Genomic DNA, 15,250 nt, shown 5'->3' on the forward strand with positions numbered 1-15,250 from the left:
TGCCATGGCCGCACCTGCCTCGCCGCTGTCCCACGACGCCATCATCCAGGACTCCTGGTCCCGCTGCCGTGCGTTCGGTCTCGATCACCAGAGCACCCCGGCGTTCGACCAGCTGCCGGCTGAAGGCATCGCCCAGTTGCTGGAGAGCCAGCACTCACTGGTGCAGACCACCCACCAGGAAGTGCTGCCCTATTACGAAAACATCCTCAGCAACTCCAATTGCCTGATCATGCTCGCCGACAATCAGGGCCAGGTGCTGACGTCCTGGGGTACCCAACGGTTTATCCAGCCGAGCCTGACCCGTGGTTTCAGCGCGGGCGCCAGCTGGATGGAACGCTGCAGCGGGACCAATGCGATCGGTACCGCACTGGCCTGCGAGCAGGCGGTGCACATTGAGCACGATGAACACTTTCTCAAGGCCAACCGCTTCATGACCGGTTCCGCGGCGCCGATTTTCGATGCCGAGCGCAAGGTCATCGCCGTGCTGGATGTGTCCAGCGACAGCTACCTGCCGCCCTCCCATACCCTGGGCATGGTCAAGATGATGAGCCAGACCGTGGAGAACCGGCTGATCCTCAACCTGTTCCACGGCCAGCATTTTCAACTGACCTTCAACACCGGCCTGAACAACCTCGACAGCCAGTGGGCCGGATTGCTGATCTTCGACGAGAGCGGCCAGGTGCTGTCCGCCAACCGCCGCGCCGACAACCTGCTCGGCGTGCGCCTGTCGCGGGTCAGTGTCGAGAGCCTGTTCAAGGTCTCGCTGCTGGAGCTGTTGAATCAACCCGAAGGCCTGCCCTTCTCGCTCCAGTCCTGCGGGCGTAATCGCTTCCAGTGCCTGCTCAAGCGTCCGAAGCAGGTGCCGATCCAGGCCAGAGTGTTCGTTGAGCCCCCCGTACCGGCACCGGCAGCGATTAGCCTCAACACCCTGCACTTCGGCGACAGCCGCGTGGAAAAAGCCGTGCGCCAGGCCGAGCGCTTGCTGGAAAAAGACATTCCGTTGTTGATCCACGGCGAAACCGGGGTCGGCAAGGAAGTGTTCGTCAAGGCCCTGCACCAGGCCAGCTCGCGCAGCAAACAGGCGTTTATCGCCGTGAACTGTGCGGCGATCCCCGCTGAACTGGTAGAGTCAGAACTGTTCGGCTATGAAAAAGGCGCATTCACCGGGGCCAACCAGAAAGGCAGCATCGGCCTGATCCGCAAGGCGGACAAGGGCACGCTGTTCCTCGATGAAATCGGCGACATGCCGCTGCCGACCCAGGCCCGTTTGCTCCGTGTGTTGCAGGAGCGCTGCGTGCAGCCGGTGGGCAGCAGCGAGTTGTTCCCGGTGGATATCCGCATCATTTCCGCGACCAACCGTTCGTTGCGCGAGCAGGTGCAACTGGGGCGCTTTCGCGAAGACTTGTACTACCGCATCGGCGGCCTGACCCTGGAACTGCCGCCGTTGAGGGAGCGCAGTGATAAGGAGGCGCTGTTCAAACGCTTGTGGGAACAGCACCGCGAGCCCTCGCAATGGGCAGGATTGAGTCGCGAAGTGCTGGAACTGTTCAGCCGTCATCCGTGGCCGGGGAATCTAAGGCAAGTCAGCAGCGTGATGCAGGTGGCGCTGGCCATGGCCGAGGAACAGCCGGTGCGACCGGAGCATTTGCCGGACGATTTTTTTGTCGATCTGGAGATGGAACCGGTGGAGACGGCGGAGCCGCTGGTGGTGGATCTTGATGATGCCGATGAGTTGAATCGGCAGTTGCAGGCGGTGGGGGGGAATATTTCGCATCTGGCGCGCAGGCTTGGCGTAAGTCGCAACACCCTCTACAAACGGTTGCGTCAGTCGGAGGGTTAAAAGCCATCTTGAAAAAAACAAAACCCGCACAAGGCGGGTTTTGTTTGTAACGCAAGCCGCTATCAGTCAGCCAAACGCCACGTCGTCCCGCCCTTGCCGTCTTCCAGCACTACGCCCATGGCGGTGAGCTGGTCGCGGATGCGGTCGGATTCGGCCCAGTCCTTGCCGGCACGTGCCGCCAGGCGCGCGGCGATCAGCGCTTCGACTTCAGCCGCGTCCACGCGCCCTTCGGCACCGGCCTGCAGGAAGTCATCGGCTTCAAGCTGCAACACGCCCAACACGCTGGCCAGTTCTTTCAAACGGGCAGCCAGGCCGGCCGCTGCGTTCAGATCGCTCTCGCGCAGGCGGTTGATCTCGCGGACCATCTCGAACAGCACCGCGCAGGCTTCCGGCGTGCCGAAGTCGTCGTTCATCACCTGGGTGAAACGCTCGACGAAGGCTTCGCCGCCCGCCGGCGCCACGCTCGGCAGGCCTTTCAACGCGTGGTAGAAACGCTCCAGGGCGCCCTTGGCGTCCTTGAGGTTGTCTTCCGAGTAGTTGATCGCGCTGCGGTAATGGCTCGATACCAGCAGGTAACGCACGACTTCCGGGTGGTACTTGTCGAGCACGTCGCGGATGGTGAAGAAGTTGTTCAAGGACTTGGACATCTTCTCGCCATTGATGCGGATCATGCCGCAATGCATCCACGCGTTGGCGTAGGTCTTGCCGGTGGCCGCTTCGCTCTGGGCGATTTCGTTTTCGTGGTGCGGGAACTCGAGGTCGCTGCCGCCGCCATGAATGTCGAAGGTCTCGCCCAGGCAGCAGGTCGACATCACCGAGCACTCGATGTGCCAGCCCGGACGCCCGGCGCCCCATGGCGATTCCCAGCTCGGCTCGCCCGGCTTGGCGGCTTTCCACAGCACGAAGTCCAGCGGGTCCTGCTTGGACTCGTCGACTTCGATGCGCGCGCCGATGCGCAGGTCTTCGATCTTCTTGCGCGACAGCTTGCCGTAGCCCATGAACTTGCCGACGCGGTAGTACACGTCGCCATTGCCCGGGGCGTACGCGTAGCCCTTGTCGATCAGGGTCTGGATCATCGCGTGCATGCCTGGGATGTGATCCGTGGCGCGCGGCTCCATGTCCGGCTTCTTGATGTTCAGGCGCGCTTCGTCTTCGTGCATCGCCGCGATCATGCGCTCGGTCAAGGTTTCGAACGACTCGCCGTTCTCATTGGCCCGGTTGATGATCTTGTCGTCGATGTCGGTAATGTTGCGCACGTAGGTCAGGTCGTAACCGCTGAAGCGCAACCAGCGGGTCACCAGGTCGAACGCGACCATGCTGCGGCCGTGGCCCAGGTGGCAGTAGTCGTACACGGTCATGCCGCACACGTACATGCGCACCTTGTTGCCATCGAGCGGCTTGAAGACTTCTTTGCTCTTGGTGAGCGTGTTGTAGATCGTTAGCACGTTATTTCCTTGAATCACTGGCCCCAGGAGTCACGCAGGGTCACGGTACGGTTGAAGACCGGAGCGCCCGGTTTCGAGTCCTTGATATCCGCGACGAAGTAACCTTCGCGCTCGAACTGGAAACGGTCTTCCGGCTGTGCATTGCCAAGCGAAGGCTCGGCACGACAACCGGTGAGTACCTGCAGCGAGTCAGGGTTGATGTTGTCCAGGAAACTGGCGCTGTCTTCAGCCTTTTCCGGGTTCGCAGAGCGGAACAGGCGATCGTACAGGCGTACTTCGCACTCGACGCTGGCAGCGGCCGGCACCCAGTGCACCACGCCCTTGACCTTGCGGCCTTCGGGGTTCTTGCCCAGGGTGTCCGGATCGTACGAGCAACGCAGCTCGACGATGTTGCCATCGGCGTCCTTGATCGCTTCGTCGGCGCGGATCACGTAGCTGCCGCGCAGGCGCACTTCGCCGTTCGGCTCCAGGCGCTTGTAGCCTTTTGGTGGCTCTTCCATGAAGTCTTCACGGTCGATGTAGATCTCACGGGCGAACGGCAATACGCGCACGCCCATGTCTTCTTTCGGGTGGCACGGCAGTTCGAGGTTCTCGACCTGGCCTTGCGGGTAGTTGGTGATCACGACTTTCAGCGGACGCAGCACGCACATGGCACGCGGGGCGCTCTGGTCGAGGTCGTCACGGATGCTGAATTCGAGCATGCCGAAGTCGACCACGCCGTCGGAACGGTTGGTGCCGATCATTTCGCAGAAGTTGCGGATCGACTTCGGCGTGTAGCCACGGCGGCGGAAGCCCGACAGCGTGGACATGCGCGGATCGTCCCAACCGTTGACGTGCTTTTCATCGACCAGCTGCTTGAGCTTGCGCTTGCTGGTGATGGTGTAGTTCAGGTTCAGGCGGCTGAACTCGTACTGGCGCGGGTTGGCCGGCACCGGCAGGTTGTCGAGGAACCACTCGTACAGCGGACGGTGGCTTTCGAATTCCAGGGTGCAGATCGAGTGGGTGATGCCTTCGATGGCGTCCGACTGACCGTGGGTGAAGTCGTAGTTCGGGTAGATGCACCACTTGTCACCGGTCTGGTGGTGATGCGCGTGACGGATGCGATACATGATCGGGTCGCGCAGGTTCATGTTCGGCGAGGCCATGTCGATCTTGGCGCGCAGTACGCGTGCGCCGTCCGGGAATTCACCGGCGCGCATGCGGGCGAACCAGTCGAGGTTCTCTTCAACCGAACGGTCGCGGAACGGGCTGTTCTTGCCAGGCTCGGTCAGGCTGCCGCGGTATTCCTTGGCTTGTTCAGGGGTCAGGTCGTCGACATAGGCCTTGCCGGACTTGATCAGCTCCACCGCCCAGTCGTGCAACTGGTCGAAATACTGCGAGGCGTAGCGCACTTCACCGGACCATTCGAAGCCCAGCCATTTGACGTCGCTTTCGATCGCATCGATGTATTCCTGGTCTTCCTTGGCCGGGTTGGTGTCGTCGAAACGCAGGTGCGTGACGCCGCCGAACTCCTGGGCCAGGCCGAAGTTCACACAGATCGACTTGGCGTGGCCGATGTGCAGGTAGCCGTTGGGCTCAGGCGGGAACCGGGTGACGATCTGCGTGTGCTTGCCCGAGTCCAGGTCTGCCTGGATGATCGGCCGCAGGAAGTTGACCGGCACGGCAGGGCCGGTCTTGGCATTCGAGGTAGGGTCGACAGTGGGCTTGCTCATAGGATCCTTGAACGTACTGGTGCGTGGCCGTAGTGAAGGCCGGACAAAACAAAGCCGCTATCATAGCCGATGCCGTCAAGTACCTGACAGTGCGCACCCTGTAAACCGTCGTATTTAATAGGCCGTAAATGAAAAAACAGCCTCGAAATTCGCGCCTGTCACGCTAAACTGCGCACCTTGGCCGAGACTGGCTGAACCGGTTGCGGGACAGACTGTCCCAACACCACGAATTCCTCTTGATGAGTAACGAACATGACCCAAGTCAAACTGACTACCAACTTCGGCGACATCGTCCTCGAACTGAACGCCGACAAAGCCCCGATCACCGTGGCCAACTTCGTCGAGTACGTTAAAGCCGGTCACTACGAAAACACCGTTTTCCACCGTGTCATCGGTAACTTCATGATCCAGGGCGGCGGTTTCGAGCCAGGCATGAAAGAAAAGAAAGACAAGCGCCCAAGCATCCAGAACGAAGCTGACAACGGTCTTTCCAACGACAAGTACACCGTCGCCATGGCCCGCACCATGGAGCCGCATTCGGCTTCCGCGCAGTTCTTCATCAACGTGGCTGACAACAGCTTCCTCAACCACAGCGGCAAGAACGTGCAAGGCTGGGGCTACGCGGTATTCGGCAAAGTGACCGCCGGCACCGACGTTGTCGACAAGATCAAAGGCGTGGCCACCACTTCCAAGTCCGGCCACCAGGACGTTCCGGCAGACGACGTGATCATCGAGAAAGCCGAGATCATTGAGTGATACTGCTGATTTCAGACTTGCATCTGATCGATGCGCGCCCGGACATTACCCGGGCGTTTCTGGATTTGCTCGCCGGACGCGCCCGTTCGGCGAGTGCCCTATACATTCTGGGCGACTTTTTCGAGGCGTGGATTGGCGACGATGCCATGACGCCGTTCCAGCATTCCATCTGCCAGGCCCTGCGCGAGTTGAGCGACAGCGGCACGGCGATTTTCCTGATGCACGGCAATCGCGACTTCATGTTGGGCAAGGCGTTCTGCAAACAGGCCGGCTGCACCCTGCTGAAAGATCCGAGTGTCGTGCAGTTCAATGGTGAACCCGTGCTGTTGATGCACGGCGACAGCCTCTGTACTCGCGACGAAGCCTACATGAAGCTGCGTCGCTACCTGCGCAACCCGATCACCCTGTTCATCCTGCGCCACTTGCCGCTGCGTACCCGGCAAAAGCTGGCGCGCAAGCTACGCAGCGAAAGCCGTGCGCAGACGCGGATGAAGGCCAATGACATCGTCGATGTCACGCCCCTGGAGATTCCGCGGATCATGCAGCAGTACGGGGTCAAGACCCTGATCCACGGCCACACCCACCGCCCTGCCATCCACAAGCTGCAGCTGGGGGAACAGGCGGCACGGCGCATTGTGCTGGGGGATTGGGACAAGCAAGGGTGGGCGTTGCAGGTAGATGAGCAAGGGTTTGCGTTAGCGCCATTCGATTTTGCCCCGCCTCCGCAGTTGGCGCCACCCTCGATCTAAAAATCACACACAACCCCGCTCCCACAGGGTTTTGTGTTTGGCTCAGTGACCGCTGGCTTCAGGCCCCGCCTTCGCTGCAAACGGCGGTTTCGCCAGCCAGACGATCACGATCAACCCCATGAACGCACACCCCAGCAACGTGAAGTAATCCACGGTGGAGAGCATGTACGCCTGGCTGGTCAACACATGGTCAAGCTGCGCGTACGCCTGGTTGCTCGCACCACCCAATGAATGCAGGGCCTCGCGGGTTGCAGGTTCATAGGTGCTGATGCTTTCGCTCATGTACGCATGGTGCTGGTCGGCCCGGCGGATCCAGATCCAGGTGGTCAACGACGCCGCGAAGCTGCCGCCCAGGGTGCGCAGGAACGTCGCCAAGCCCGCGCCATCGGCGATCTGGCTCGGAGGCAAGTCCGACATCAGGATGCTCAAGGTCGGCATGAAGAACAACGCCACGCCAATGCCCATGAACAACTGCACCAGGGCGATGTGCTGGTAGTCCACTTCGTTGGTAAAGCCGGCGCGCATGAAACAGCTCAGGCCGATGGCCAGGAACGCAATGCCCGCCAACAAGCGCAGGTCGAACTTGTGCGCGTACTTGCCGACAAACGGCGACATCAGCACCGGCAGGATCCCGATCGGCGCCACCGCCAGGCCGGCCCAGGTGGCCGTGTAGCCCATCTGGGTTTGCAGCCATTGCGGCAGGATCAGGTTGATCCCGAAGAACCCGGCGTAGCCCAACACCAGCACCAGGGTGCCGATGCGGAAGTTGCGGTAGGCAAACAGCCGCAGGTTGACCACGGGGTGGCGGTCGGTCATTTCCCAGATCACGAACACCGCCAGGGCAATCACCGAAATGGCCGCGCCGATGAGGATGAAGCTCGATTCGAACCAGTCGAGGTCATTGCCCTTGTCGAGGATGATCTGCAACGCCCCGACGCCGATGACCAGGCTGATCAAACCGACGTAATCCATCGGTTGATAACTGGTCACCACCGGCCGCGCCTTGAGCTGCGAACGCACGACCATGACCGCAAAGATGCCGATCGGCACGTTGATGAAGAAGATCCACGGCCAGCTGTAGCTGTCGGTGATCCAGCCGCCGAGGATCGGACCTGCAATGGGCGCGACCACCGTGACCATCGCCAGCAACGCCAGGGCCATGCCGCGCCTGGCGGGTGGGTAAACGGCGATCAGCAGCGTCTGGGTCATCGGGTACAACGGCCCGGCCACCAGGCCTTGCAGCACCCGAAAGCCGATCAGTTCCGGCATCGAGGTGGAAATACCGCAGAGAAACGAGGCCAACACGAACAGCACGGTTGCCCACAGGAACAGCTTCACCTCACCGAACCGCCGGCTGAGCCAACCGGTCAGCGGCAACGCGATGGCATTGCTCACCGCAAAGGAGGTGATGACCCAGGTGCCCTGCTCCGAGCTCACCCCCAGGTTGCCGGAAATCGTCGGCAGCGCCACGTTGGCGATGGTGGTGTCGAGCACCTGCATGAAGGTCGCCAGCGACAGGCCGATGGTGCTCAGCACCAGGCTGGGGGGCGTGAAAGACGCGTTATTGCTCATCGCGAATCCTTTGGAACCTGATTGGCGCTGCGCCCGTTACAGACGCAGCTGGCCTTTGTGGGAGCGAGCCTGCTCGCGATGGAGTGTCAGTCGACATTGATGTAGCTGACCCACCATCGCGAGCAAGCTCGCTCCTACAGGGGGGGGCGGTGTGATGGCGGTTCAGCGATGGACGGTCTTGCTGACCGCGGCGCTGTTGTCGTGGATCAACTGGGTGATCATGGCGTCGGCCTCGGTCAACTGGCGGTCATAGATGCCGGTGCTGAACGACGCCTTTTGCGGCGGCTGTTGCGCCAGCACCGGGCCGCTCTGGTCACGCAGGCTGACATCGACCACGGTCGACAGGCCAACGCGCAAGGGATGCTCGGCCAACTGCTGGGCATTGATATGAATGCGCACCGGCACCCGCTGCACGATCTTGATCCAGTTGCCGGTGGCGTTCTGCGCCGGCAGCAAGGCAAATGCGCTACCGGTGCCGGCACCGAGGCTGTCGATGGTGCCGCTGTATTTCACGCTGCTGCCATAGAGATCGGATTCGATGTCCACCGGTTGGCCGATACGCATATTGCGCAACTGGGTTTCCTTGAAGTTGGCGTCGATCCACAGTTGATCCAGCGGGATCACCGCCATCAGCGCCTCGCCCGGCTGCACCCGCTGCCCCAGTTGCACGCTGCGCTTGGCCACGTAGCCGGTAACCGGTGCGATCAGGGTGCTGCGGGCGTTGTTCAGGTAGGCCTGGCGCAATTGCGCAGCGGCGGCCATCACGTCCGGGTGCGATGAAACCACGGTATCATCGACCAGTGCGCTGGTGGTCTTGAGCTTCTGTTGCGCGTTGGCCAAAGCGTTTTGCGCCGAGGTCAGGTCGTCGCGGGCGTGGGACAGCTCCTCCTGGGAAATCGCCCCGCCGACCGCCAGATTTTTCCGCCGGTTGAAGTTGTCCTGGGCTTTCTGCACTTCGGCTTGTTGCGCGTTGACCTGGGCTTTCATGCCGTCGACGTCGCTGTACAGGCCGCGAACCTGGCGCACGGTGCGGGCCAGGTTGGCCTGGGCGCTTTGCAGGCCGACTTCGGCGTCGTTCGGGTCGAAGTTGACCAGCACCTGGCCTTCGTGGACCAGATCGCCATCGTCGGCACCGATGCTGACGACCGTACCGGTGACCAGCGGGGTAATTTCCACCACGTTGCCGTTCACATAGGCGTCATCGGTGCTTTCGCTCCAGCGCCCGTAGAACTCGTGGTAGGCCCAGACGCCCGCGCCGCCCAGCGCGACCACCACGGCCAGGACCAGCAGCATGAACTTGCGCTTGCCCGAATCGGGATTGGCGGGTGGGGTTTCAGGGGTTGAAGTTGTATGGGCAGTGGCCATGACAAATACCTTGAATTAGTGGGTCAGCGTGGCTGGCGCGGTGTTGGCCGAGGCAATGGCCTCAGGCTGGAAACCGCCGCCCAGCGCCTGGATCAGCTGGATCGACAAGTCGATCTGCTCGGCATTCAGGTTGGCCAGCTGACGCTGGGCCTGGAGCAACTGCTGCTCGATGCTGAGCACGTCCAGATAGTTACCGATGCCGGAACCGTAGCGCTGGACCACGGTGTTGTAGGAATCCTGGGCGATGTCGGTGGCGTGCTGCTGGGCAGCGATCTGCCGACCGATGTCACGCAACTGGTTGATGCTGTCGCTGACGTCGCCCAGCGCCCTGACCAGGCTTTTGTTGTACTGCGCCACCGCCAGGTCGTAGTCGGCGTCGCGGGAATCGAGGTCGGCGCGCAAACGGCCACCGTCGAAAATCGGCACGGAAATCGTCGGAGCGACGTTGAAGTAGCGACTGGCAGAACCAAACATCGCATCACCCAATAACGATTCGGCACCGGCCGCGGCGCTGAGGTTCAAGTTCGGATAGAACTGGGTTTTGCCGGCGTCGATATTCTTGCTCGCCGCTTCAACCCGCCAGCGCGCTGCCACCAGGTCCGGACGCCGTCCAAGCAGTTCGGCCGGCAGTACCGACGGCAAGGCCACGGCACCGGGCTTGAGAATGTTCGGCCGGGCGATTTCGTTGCCGCGATCGGGGCCTTTGCCCAGCAGCACCGCCAGGGCGATCTTGGCGCTTTGCAGGCGTTTTTCGGCGTCGATCAGATTGGCTTGGGAGGTGGCTTCCAGGCTTTCGGTCTGCTGGAACTGGTACTGGCTGTCGATCCCGGAACTCAAGCGGCGCTGGCTCAGGTCGAGCATTTGCCGGGTGCGCTTGAGGTCTTCGGCGGACAGGTCATGGACGATGTGCGCCTGGCCCAGATCGCTGTAGGCGCGGGCCACGTCAGCGGACAGGGTCAACTGCGCGGCCTGCTGGTCGACTTCGGCGGCACGCGCCTGGCCCAGCGCGGCTTCCCAGGCATCACGCTGACCGCCCCAGAGGTCGAAGTTGTAATTGAAGGTGGCGCTGATGTTGCGCACGGTGGCGTAGTTGTCGCCCTGCCCCAGCGGGTCCTGGTCCCGGGCCAGGCGCGAACGGCTGACGCCGGCGCTGGCATCCAGGGTCGGCATCCGCGCGGCGTCGGCGGCGTAGGCCGCGGCGCTGGCCTGGTGGGCGCGGGCGTCGGCGATCTGCATGTCGGGGCTGTCGCGCAGGGCTTCGCGGATCAGGCCGTCGAGCTGCGGATCGCCGAGACTTTTCCACCAGTCGCTTTTCGGCCAGGCCGCCTGCGACAGCGTCACGCCGCTGAGGGATTGCCCGGCCTTGAGGTTTTTCGCCTCGAGGCTGACGCCTTCGGTGTTCAGGCCACTGTAGCTGGCACAACCGGCCAGGCTCATGGCCAACAGCACCAGGCTCAGGCCGGTGCGCAAGGTTTTACGGTTCATTGGTCACCTACCCGCAGCAGGGTGATCGAGTCACCGGCCGCTATCAGGATTTTCTTGAGGATCGACTCCAGGGTTTTCAATTCTTCCGGCGTGATGCCACCGGCCAGTTCATTCATGGCTTCGGCGCCGATGTGCGGCAGACGATCGGCCAGCTTCTGGCCTTCTTCGGTCAGCACCAACCGCACCTGACGGCGGTCTGCCTCGGAGCGCTGGCGTGCGAGGAAACCTTTCTGTTCCAGACGATCGAGCATGCGGGTCATCGAACCGCTGTCCAGGGACAGGTGCCGGCACAGTTCGCCCGGCGAATCGACGCCGTACTGGGCGATGATGATCAACACCTTGAACTGCGCGGCGGTGATGCCATGGGGTTCCATGTGCGTGTCGATGATGCGGTCCTTGAGCAGCGCGGCGCGTCCAAGTAGCAGGCCGAGGTGGCAATTGTGGAAATCGTCTGGCGTGAAATGCTTCATCTGAACACCAATTAGCTGCCTAGGCAGTGAATGTATGTCGAGATATTACTGCCTAGGCAGTCAATGTCAACGTAATAGTTAGGTTGCTTTGTAATTAGTTGACCGATGGCGTAGGGTATTGCGTCATATAAAGGGACGTGTGCGGCCTGAAAACCCGCTGGAAGCAAAACTATCTATCTGGTTAAACTACGCCGCCGCGGCTCCCGGAGCCCGCCTGAAGATCACGGGGACATCACAGTGGCCGTTAGACCGCCCAAGCATTCGCGACTCAAACCGCGCTGGCCATCGTTGCGCCGCCTTTTCGACAAGGGATCGGCAGGGGCTGACCGTCACTGCGCGAATGCCCGGGTCATCCACGATTACTTTCACCACAAGGCGGGTTCCCAGGGCTACACCCTCAGCCACAGCCAGCAACGGGTGATCGACTGCATGGCGCAGCACGCCTCGACCCTGTTGGGCACCTCGGGCAAGGCCCTGCCCGGGCTCTACCTGCATGGCGCCGTCGGGCGCGGCAAGAGTTGGCTGCTCGACGGCTTTTTCCAGGCGATCCCCCTCGCCCAGAAGCAGCGCCTGCACTTCCACGGTTTTTTTGCCCAGCTGCACCAAGGCATGTTCAGCCATCGCGAGCAACCGGATGCGCTGGCGACCACGCTGGATGAGTTGCTGAGCGATTGCCGGGTGCTGTGTTTCGACGAGTTTCACGTCCACGACATCGGCGATGCGATGCTCATCACGCGGCTGTTCAAGGCGCTGTTCCAGCGCGGGATCCTGCTGCTGGTCACCTCCAACTACCCGCCGGAAGGCCTGCTGCCCAACCCGCTTTACCATGCGCGCTTCAAACCGGTGATCGACCTGATCAATGCGCGCATGCAGGTCATGGAAGTCGGCGGCCCCCACGACTACCGCAGCCAGGCCAGGACCCATGCGCATCAGCTGTTCACCCAGGGTCGATACGTCTGGCCCGCCACGCTGGCGCAACGCCAGGCAGCGAACCTGCCCGGACCGAACGCGCCGGCCATTGCCCTGCCGGTCGGCGCTCGCCATCTTTCGGCCCGCTACTGCGAAGGGCGCACCATCGGCTTCACCTTCAGCGACCTGTGCGATCACCCCACGGCGGTCATGGATTACCTGGAACTGTGCCGGCGCTTCGACCACTGGATCATCGACGACCTGCCCGACCTCGCCGAATGCACGATTGCCGCCCAACAGCGTTTCATCAACCTCGTTGACGTCTTGTATGACCAGGACAAGCACCTGACCTTGCTGGGCCAATGCTCCCTGCGCGAACGTTTGGGCGGTGATGCGATTGACCTGGCGCGTACGCGTAGTCGGTTGGGGCAGTTGGTGGAGGTGCGGGAGGGTGTTTGACGCGGGGCAAGATCAAAAGATCTGTAGGAGCGAGCTTGCTCGCGAAGAACCCGAGAGCACCGCGGAGTGTCAGGCTCCCCGCGTGATCGTTGACGTCCATCGCGAGCAAGCTCGCTCCTACAGTAGATCGGGTTAACTGCGAGAGATGTTTAGCCGGCCAGGCCGACAAACATGTCCTGCACGTCATCATGGTTATCGAGGCCTTCAAGGAAAGCTTCGACTTCAGCCATCTGCTCATCGCTCAGGCCGCTGACCGGGTTCTTCGGCTGGTAGCCCAATTTGGCCGACAACACCGTGAAACCTTGCTCAGGCAGGGCTTTCTGTACGGCGTCCAGGTCCGTAGGTTCGGTCAGGAACAGCGTCGCGCCGTCTTCACCCGGCTCGAAATCCTGCGCGCCGGCTTCGATGGCGGCCATCTCCGGATCGGCGTCCGGGGTGTCTGGCGAGGCTTCGATCATGCCCACGTGGTTGAAATCCCAGGCCACCGAACCGGAAGCGCCCAATTGGCCCTTGCGGAAGGCCACGCGGATTTCAGCGACGGTACGGTTGATGTTGTCCGTCACGCATTCAACGATCAGCGGCACCTGATGCGGCGCGAAGCCTTCATAGGTTACGCGGTGGTATTGCACGGTCTCGCCCAACAGGCCCGCACCCTTCTTGATGGCACGATCCAGTGTTTCCTTGGGCATCGAAGCTTTCTTGGCCTGTTCGACCACCAGACGCAGGTGTGCGTTGGTCGCGGTATCGGCACCGTTGCGCGCAGCAATGGTGATTTCCTTCACCAGTTTGCCGAAGATCTTGCCCTTGGCATTGGCTGCCGCTTCTTTGTGTTTAACCTTCCACTGTGCGCCCATTACTCACTCTCTTGTCTATGGCGCCGAAACATCTATTGGCCGACGCATGCCGCCAAGTTTATACGGCCTAAAGTTGGCAATCGACCAAAAAATCTCATCCACGAGTCGACATCTTTACCGATGGTTGTAGGGCAATTCTGAAATTTCGCTTTGCCATGTCCACAAGGCCTGCGGGTTTCGTACCCTCGCAGGCCGTACTCCATGGTAGAAGCGCGATCGATGCACAACGACAAGGAAAGTCCCTTTACCCTGACACTCCTCGACGACCAGCTGAATATGCAAGTGGTGCAGTTCAGTGGGCGCGAGGCCCTCAACCAACCCTATCGATTCGATATCGAAGTGATCGGCCTGGCACCGGCCCTCAACCTTGAGCGGCTGCTGCAACAACCGGCACTGCTCGACCTTGGACATGGCCAAGGCATTCATGGCGTGCTCCACAGCGCCAGCTGCGAACAGCGGGGGCGAGGCCGGATCGGCTACAAACTGGTGCTGGTGCCGGCCCTTCAAGCGCTGGATCGGTACCGATCGCGGCGGGTCTTCCAGCGCCTCAGCGTGCCGATGATCTTGCGCCAGCTGCTGGAGGAACATGCCTTGCACGCAGACAGCTACCGCCTGGAACTGGCAGACGGGCACTATCCCCTGCGGCCTTTTTGCATCCAGTACGAGGAAACCGACCTGGCCTTGCTGCAGCGCCTGTGCGAGGAAGATGGCATTCACTACCACTTCGAACACTCCCCTCACGGCCATGTACTGGTGTTGGCCGACGACAACATGAGCTTTCCCCAGGAGCCGCTGTTGATGCCGTTCCAGGGCGATGAAGCAGAAGAATGCGCTACACCTGTGATCAGCGAGCTGTTCCAGCGTCACGACACACAAGCCGTTTTCCCACGAACGAATGCGAAAAATCCCGGTGCTTCCCAGGTGGGTGAAGGGGCGGCCAATCACGCTTTTACCCACGCGTATGCACCCCACTCCAACCAGGCGCCGCGTCATCGCGATCAGCTCGACCGCCGCGATCTGCAGCGCATGCGTTGCCAGCAGTTGCAGCTTCACGGCCAAAGCAATCAGCCCTTGTTACGCAGCGCCCGCATCGTGCAGGTTGAAGACCATCCCGTGCCGGGATTCAACGATCAATGGCTGGTCTGCCAGGCGCGGCATCAGGGACAGCAGGGTTCGATCCTGGCTGAGGACAGCAGGCCCCGGCGCTACCGCAATCAGTTCACGGCCATTCCCTGGTCGACGGTATTTCGACCACCCCTGGACCAGGCCAGGCCGCGCATACCCGGTTTGCAGCCGGCCCGGGTCTGTGGCCCGGCCGGACAGCACGCGGCACAGGATGATCAAGGTCGTTTGCAGGTCAGTTTGTGGCCCGACATGGAGGTCAATCCCGTAGAGGGCCTCTGGCTCCCGGTCGCACTAACAATGTCGCAGGCTCCGGCGCAACCGATCCAGCTGCCAATGGCCGGCAGCGACGGCTGGGTCAGCTTTCTCGACAGCGACCCCGACCGCCCGGTGTTCTGCGCCAGCACGGAGCAGCGCCGCAGCCCGCCGGCGGTGCGCGCCGACACCCGCCACTCTGATACCCGCCTGCTCCTCGACTGGCTGATCAATCGCCCGGACGACCAGCCGTGAGC

General features: G+C 61.8%; 12 protein-coding genes. 5 read left to right on the plus strand and 7 right to left on the minus strand.

Annotated elements, in window-relative coordinates; translation table 11 throughout:
* The first annotated feature begins 4 nt into the window (after positions 1 to 4).
* Positions 5 to 1,840, plus strand: coding sequence for a sigma-54-dependent Fis family transcriptional regulator (locus ACYP2Q_RS26730; protein WP_459733213.1), 1,836 nt, complete (start codon positions 5 to 7; stop codon positions 1,838 to 1,840).
* A gap of 62 nt (positions 1,841 to 1,902) precedes the next feature.
* On the opposite strand, the gene cysS is transcribed toward ACYP2Q_RS26730, so the two are convergent.
* Together cysS and ACYP2Q_RS26740 are read right to left on the minus strand one after the other, a co-directional pair.
* On the minus strand, positions 1,903 to 3,285 hold the full coding sequence (cysS, locus tag ACYP2Q_RS26735; RefSeq protein ID WP_459733214.1) for a cysteine--tRNA ligase: 1,383 nt from the start codon (positions 3,283 to 3,285) through the stop codon (positions 1,903 to 1,905).
* A 14-nt stretch (positions 3,286 to 3,299) separates the two neighbouring features.
* The gene (locus tag ACYP2Q_RS26740) at positions 3,300 to 4,997 is read right to left on the minus strand and encodes a glutamine--tRNA ligase/YqeY domain fusion protein (RefSeq protein WP_459733215.1); all 1,698 of its coding nucleotides are present in this window, start codon (positions 4,995 to 4,997) and stop codon (positions 3,300 to 3,302) included.
* Between the two features lie 252 nt (positions 4,998 to 5,249).
* Here ACYP2Q_RS26740 and ACYP2Q_RS26745 point away from each other — a divergent pair, with 252 nt between their 5' ends.
* Entirely contained in the window at positions 5,250 to 5,753 is a 504-nt protein-coding gene (locus tag ACYP2Q_RS26745; protein WP_008053603.1) for a peptidylprolyl isomerase, read from the plus strand.
* The gene (gene lpxH, locus ACYP2Q_RS26750) at positions 5,750 to 6,502 is read left to right on the plus strand and encodes a UDP-2,3-diacylglucosamine diphosphatase (protein WP_459733216.1); all 753 of its coding nucleotides are present in this window, start codon (positions 5,750 to 5,752) and stop codon (positions 6,500 to 6,502) included. Before ACYP2Q_RS26745 ends, lpxH begins: the two co-directional genes overlap by 4 nt.
* Positions 6,503 to 6,544: 42 nt before the next feature.
* Here lpxH and ACYP2Q_RS26755 read toward each other — a convergent pair whose 3' ends face one another.
* The 4 genes from ACYP2Q_RS26755 to ACYP2Q_RS26770 all read right to left on the minus strand — a co-directional run bounded on the left by ACYP2Q_RS26755 (position 6,545) and on the right by ACYP2Q_RS26770 (position 11,394).
* A complete protein-coding gene (locus ACYP2Q_RS26755) occupies positions 6,545 to 8,074 on the minus strand; it encodes a DHA2 family efflux MFS transporter permease subunit (protein WP_459733217.1) in 1,530 nt (509 codons plus the stop codon).
* Between the two features lie 162 nt (positions 8,075 to 8,236).
* Complete coding sequence (locus ACYP2Q_RS26760) at positions 8,237 to 9,439, minus strand: HlyD family secretion protein (protein WP_459733218.1); 1,203 nt, start codon at positions 9,437 to 9,439, stop codon at positions 8,237 to 8,239.
* A gap of 15 nt (positions 9,440 to 9,454) precedes the next feature.
* Positions 9,455 to 10,924 (minus strand): efflux transporter outer membrane subunit, encoded by a 1,470-nt coding sequence (locus ACYP2Q_RS26765; protein ID WP_459733219.1) that lies wholly within the window; start codon positions 10,922 to 10,924, stop codon positions 9,455 to 9,457.
* Positions 10,921 to 11,394, minus strand: coding sequence for a MarR family winged helix-turn-helix transcriptional regulator (locus tag ACYP2Q_RS26770; protein ID WP_459733220.1), 474 nt, complete (start codon positions 11,392 to 11,394; stop codon positions 10,921 to 10,923). Before ACYP2Q_RS26770 ends, ACYP2Q_RS26765 begins: the two co-directional genes overlap by 4 nt.
* 237 nt (positions 11,395 to 11,631) lie before the next feature.
* On the opposite strand from ACYP2Q_RS26770, the gene zapE reads away from it, so the two are divergent.
* Positions 11,632 to 12,762: a cell division protein ZapE gene (zapE, locus tag ACYP2Q_RS26775; protein ID WP_459733221.1), complete on the plus strand. Its 1,131-nt coding sequence runs from the start codon at positions 11,632 to 11,634 to the stop codon at positions 12,760 to 12,762.
* Positions 12,763 to 12,911: 149 nt separating this feature from the next.
* Here zapE and ACYP2Q_RS26780 read toward each other — a convergent pair whose 3' ends face one another.
* A complete protein-coding gene (locus ACYP2Q_RS26780; RefSeq protein ID WP_008063883.1) occupies positions 12,912 to 13,616 on the minus strand; it encodes a YebC/PmpR family DNA-binding transcriptional regulator in 705 nt (234 codons plus the stop codon).
* 219 nt (positions 13,617 to 13,835) lie between these two features.
* Here ACYP2Q_RS26780 and ACYP2Q_RS26785 point away from each other — a divergent pair, with 219 nt between their 5' ends.
* Positions 13,836 to 15,248 carry a type VI secretion system Vgr family protein gene (locus tag ACYP2Q_RS26785; RefSeq protein ID WP_459733275.1) on the plus strand — a complete coding sequence of 471 codons (1,413 nt, stop codon included), beginning with the start codon at positions 13,836 to 13,838 and terminating at the stop codon, positions 15,246 to 15,248.
* The last annotated feature ends 2 nt before the right edge of the window (positions 15,249 to 15,250 follow it).

The organism is Pseudomonas sp. MHK4, from assembly GCF_054600775.1.

What these genes read in the sequence shown, in the direction of transcription:
- ACYP2Q_RS26765 (WP_459733219.1), bottom strand. Translation starts at nt 10,924, where the DNA reads ATGAACCGTAAAACCTTGCGCACCGGCCTGAGCCTGGTGCTGTTGGCC.
- ACYP2Q_RS26755 (WP_459733217.1), bottom strand. Translation starts at nt 8,074, where the DNA reads ATGAGCAATAACGCGTCTTTCACGCCCCCCAGCCTGGTGCTGAGCACC.
- ACYP2Q_RS26770 (WP_459733220.1), bottom strand. Translation starts at nt 11,394, where the DNA reads ATGAAGCATTTCACGCCAGACGATTTCCACAATTGCCACCTCGGCCTG.
- ACYP2Q_RS26785 (WP_459733275.1), top strand. Translation starts at nt 13,836, where the DNA reads ATGCACAACGACAAGGAAAGTCCCTTTACCCTGACACTCCTCGACGAC.
- ACYP2Q_RS26780 (WP_008063883.1), bottom strand. Translation starts at nt 13,616, where the DNA reads ATGGGCGCACAGTGGAAGGTTAAACACAAAGAAGCGGCAGCCAATGCC.
- ACYP2Q_RS26745 (WP_008053603.1), top strand. Translation starts at nt 5,250, where the DNA reads ATGACCCAAGTCAAACTGACTACCAACTTCGGCGACATCGTCCTCGAA.
- ACYP2Q_RS26740 (WP_459733215.1), bottom strand. Translation starts at nt 4,997, where the DNA reads ATGAGCAAGCCCACTGTCGACCCTACCTCGAATGCCAAGACCGGCCCT.
- ACYP2Q_RS26760 (WP_459733218.1), bottom strand. Translation starts at nt 9,439, where the DNA reads ATGGCCACTGCCCATACAACTTCAACCCCTGAAACCCCACCCGCCAAT.
- ACYP2Q_RS26730 (WP_459733213.1), top strand. Translation starts at nt 5, where the DNA reads ATGGCCGCACCTGCCTCGCCGCTGTCCCACGACGCCATCATCCAGGAC.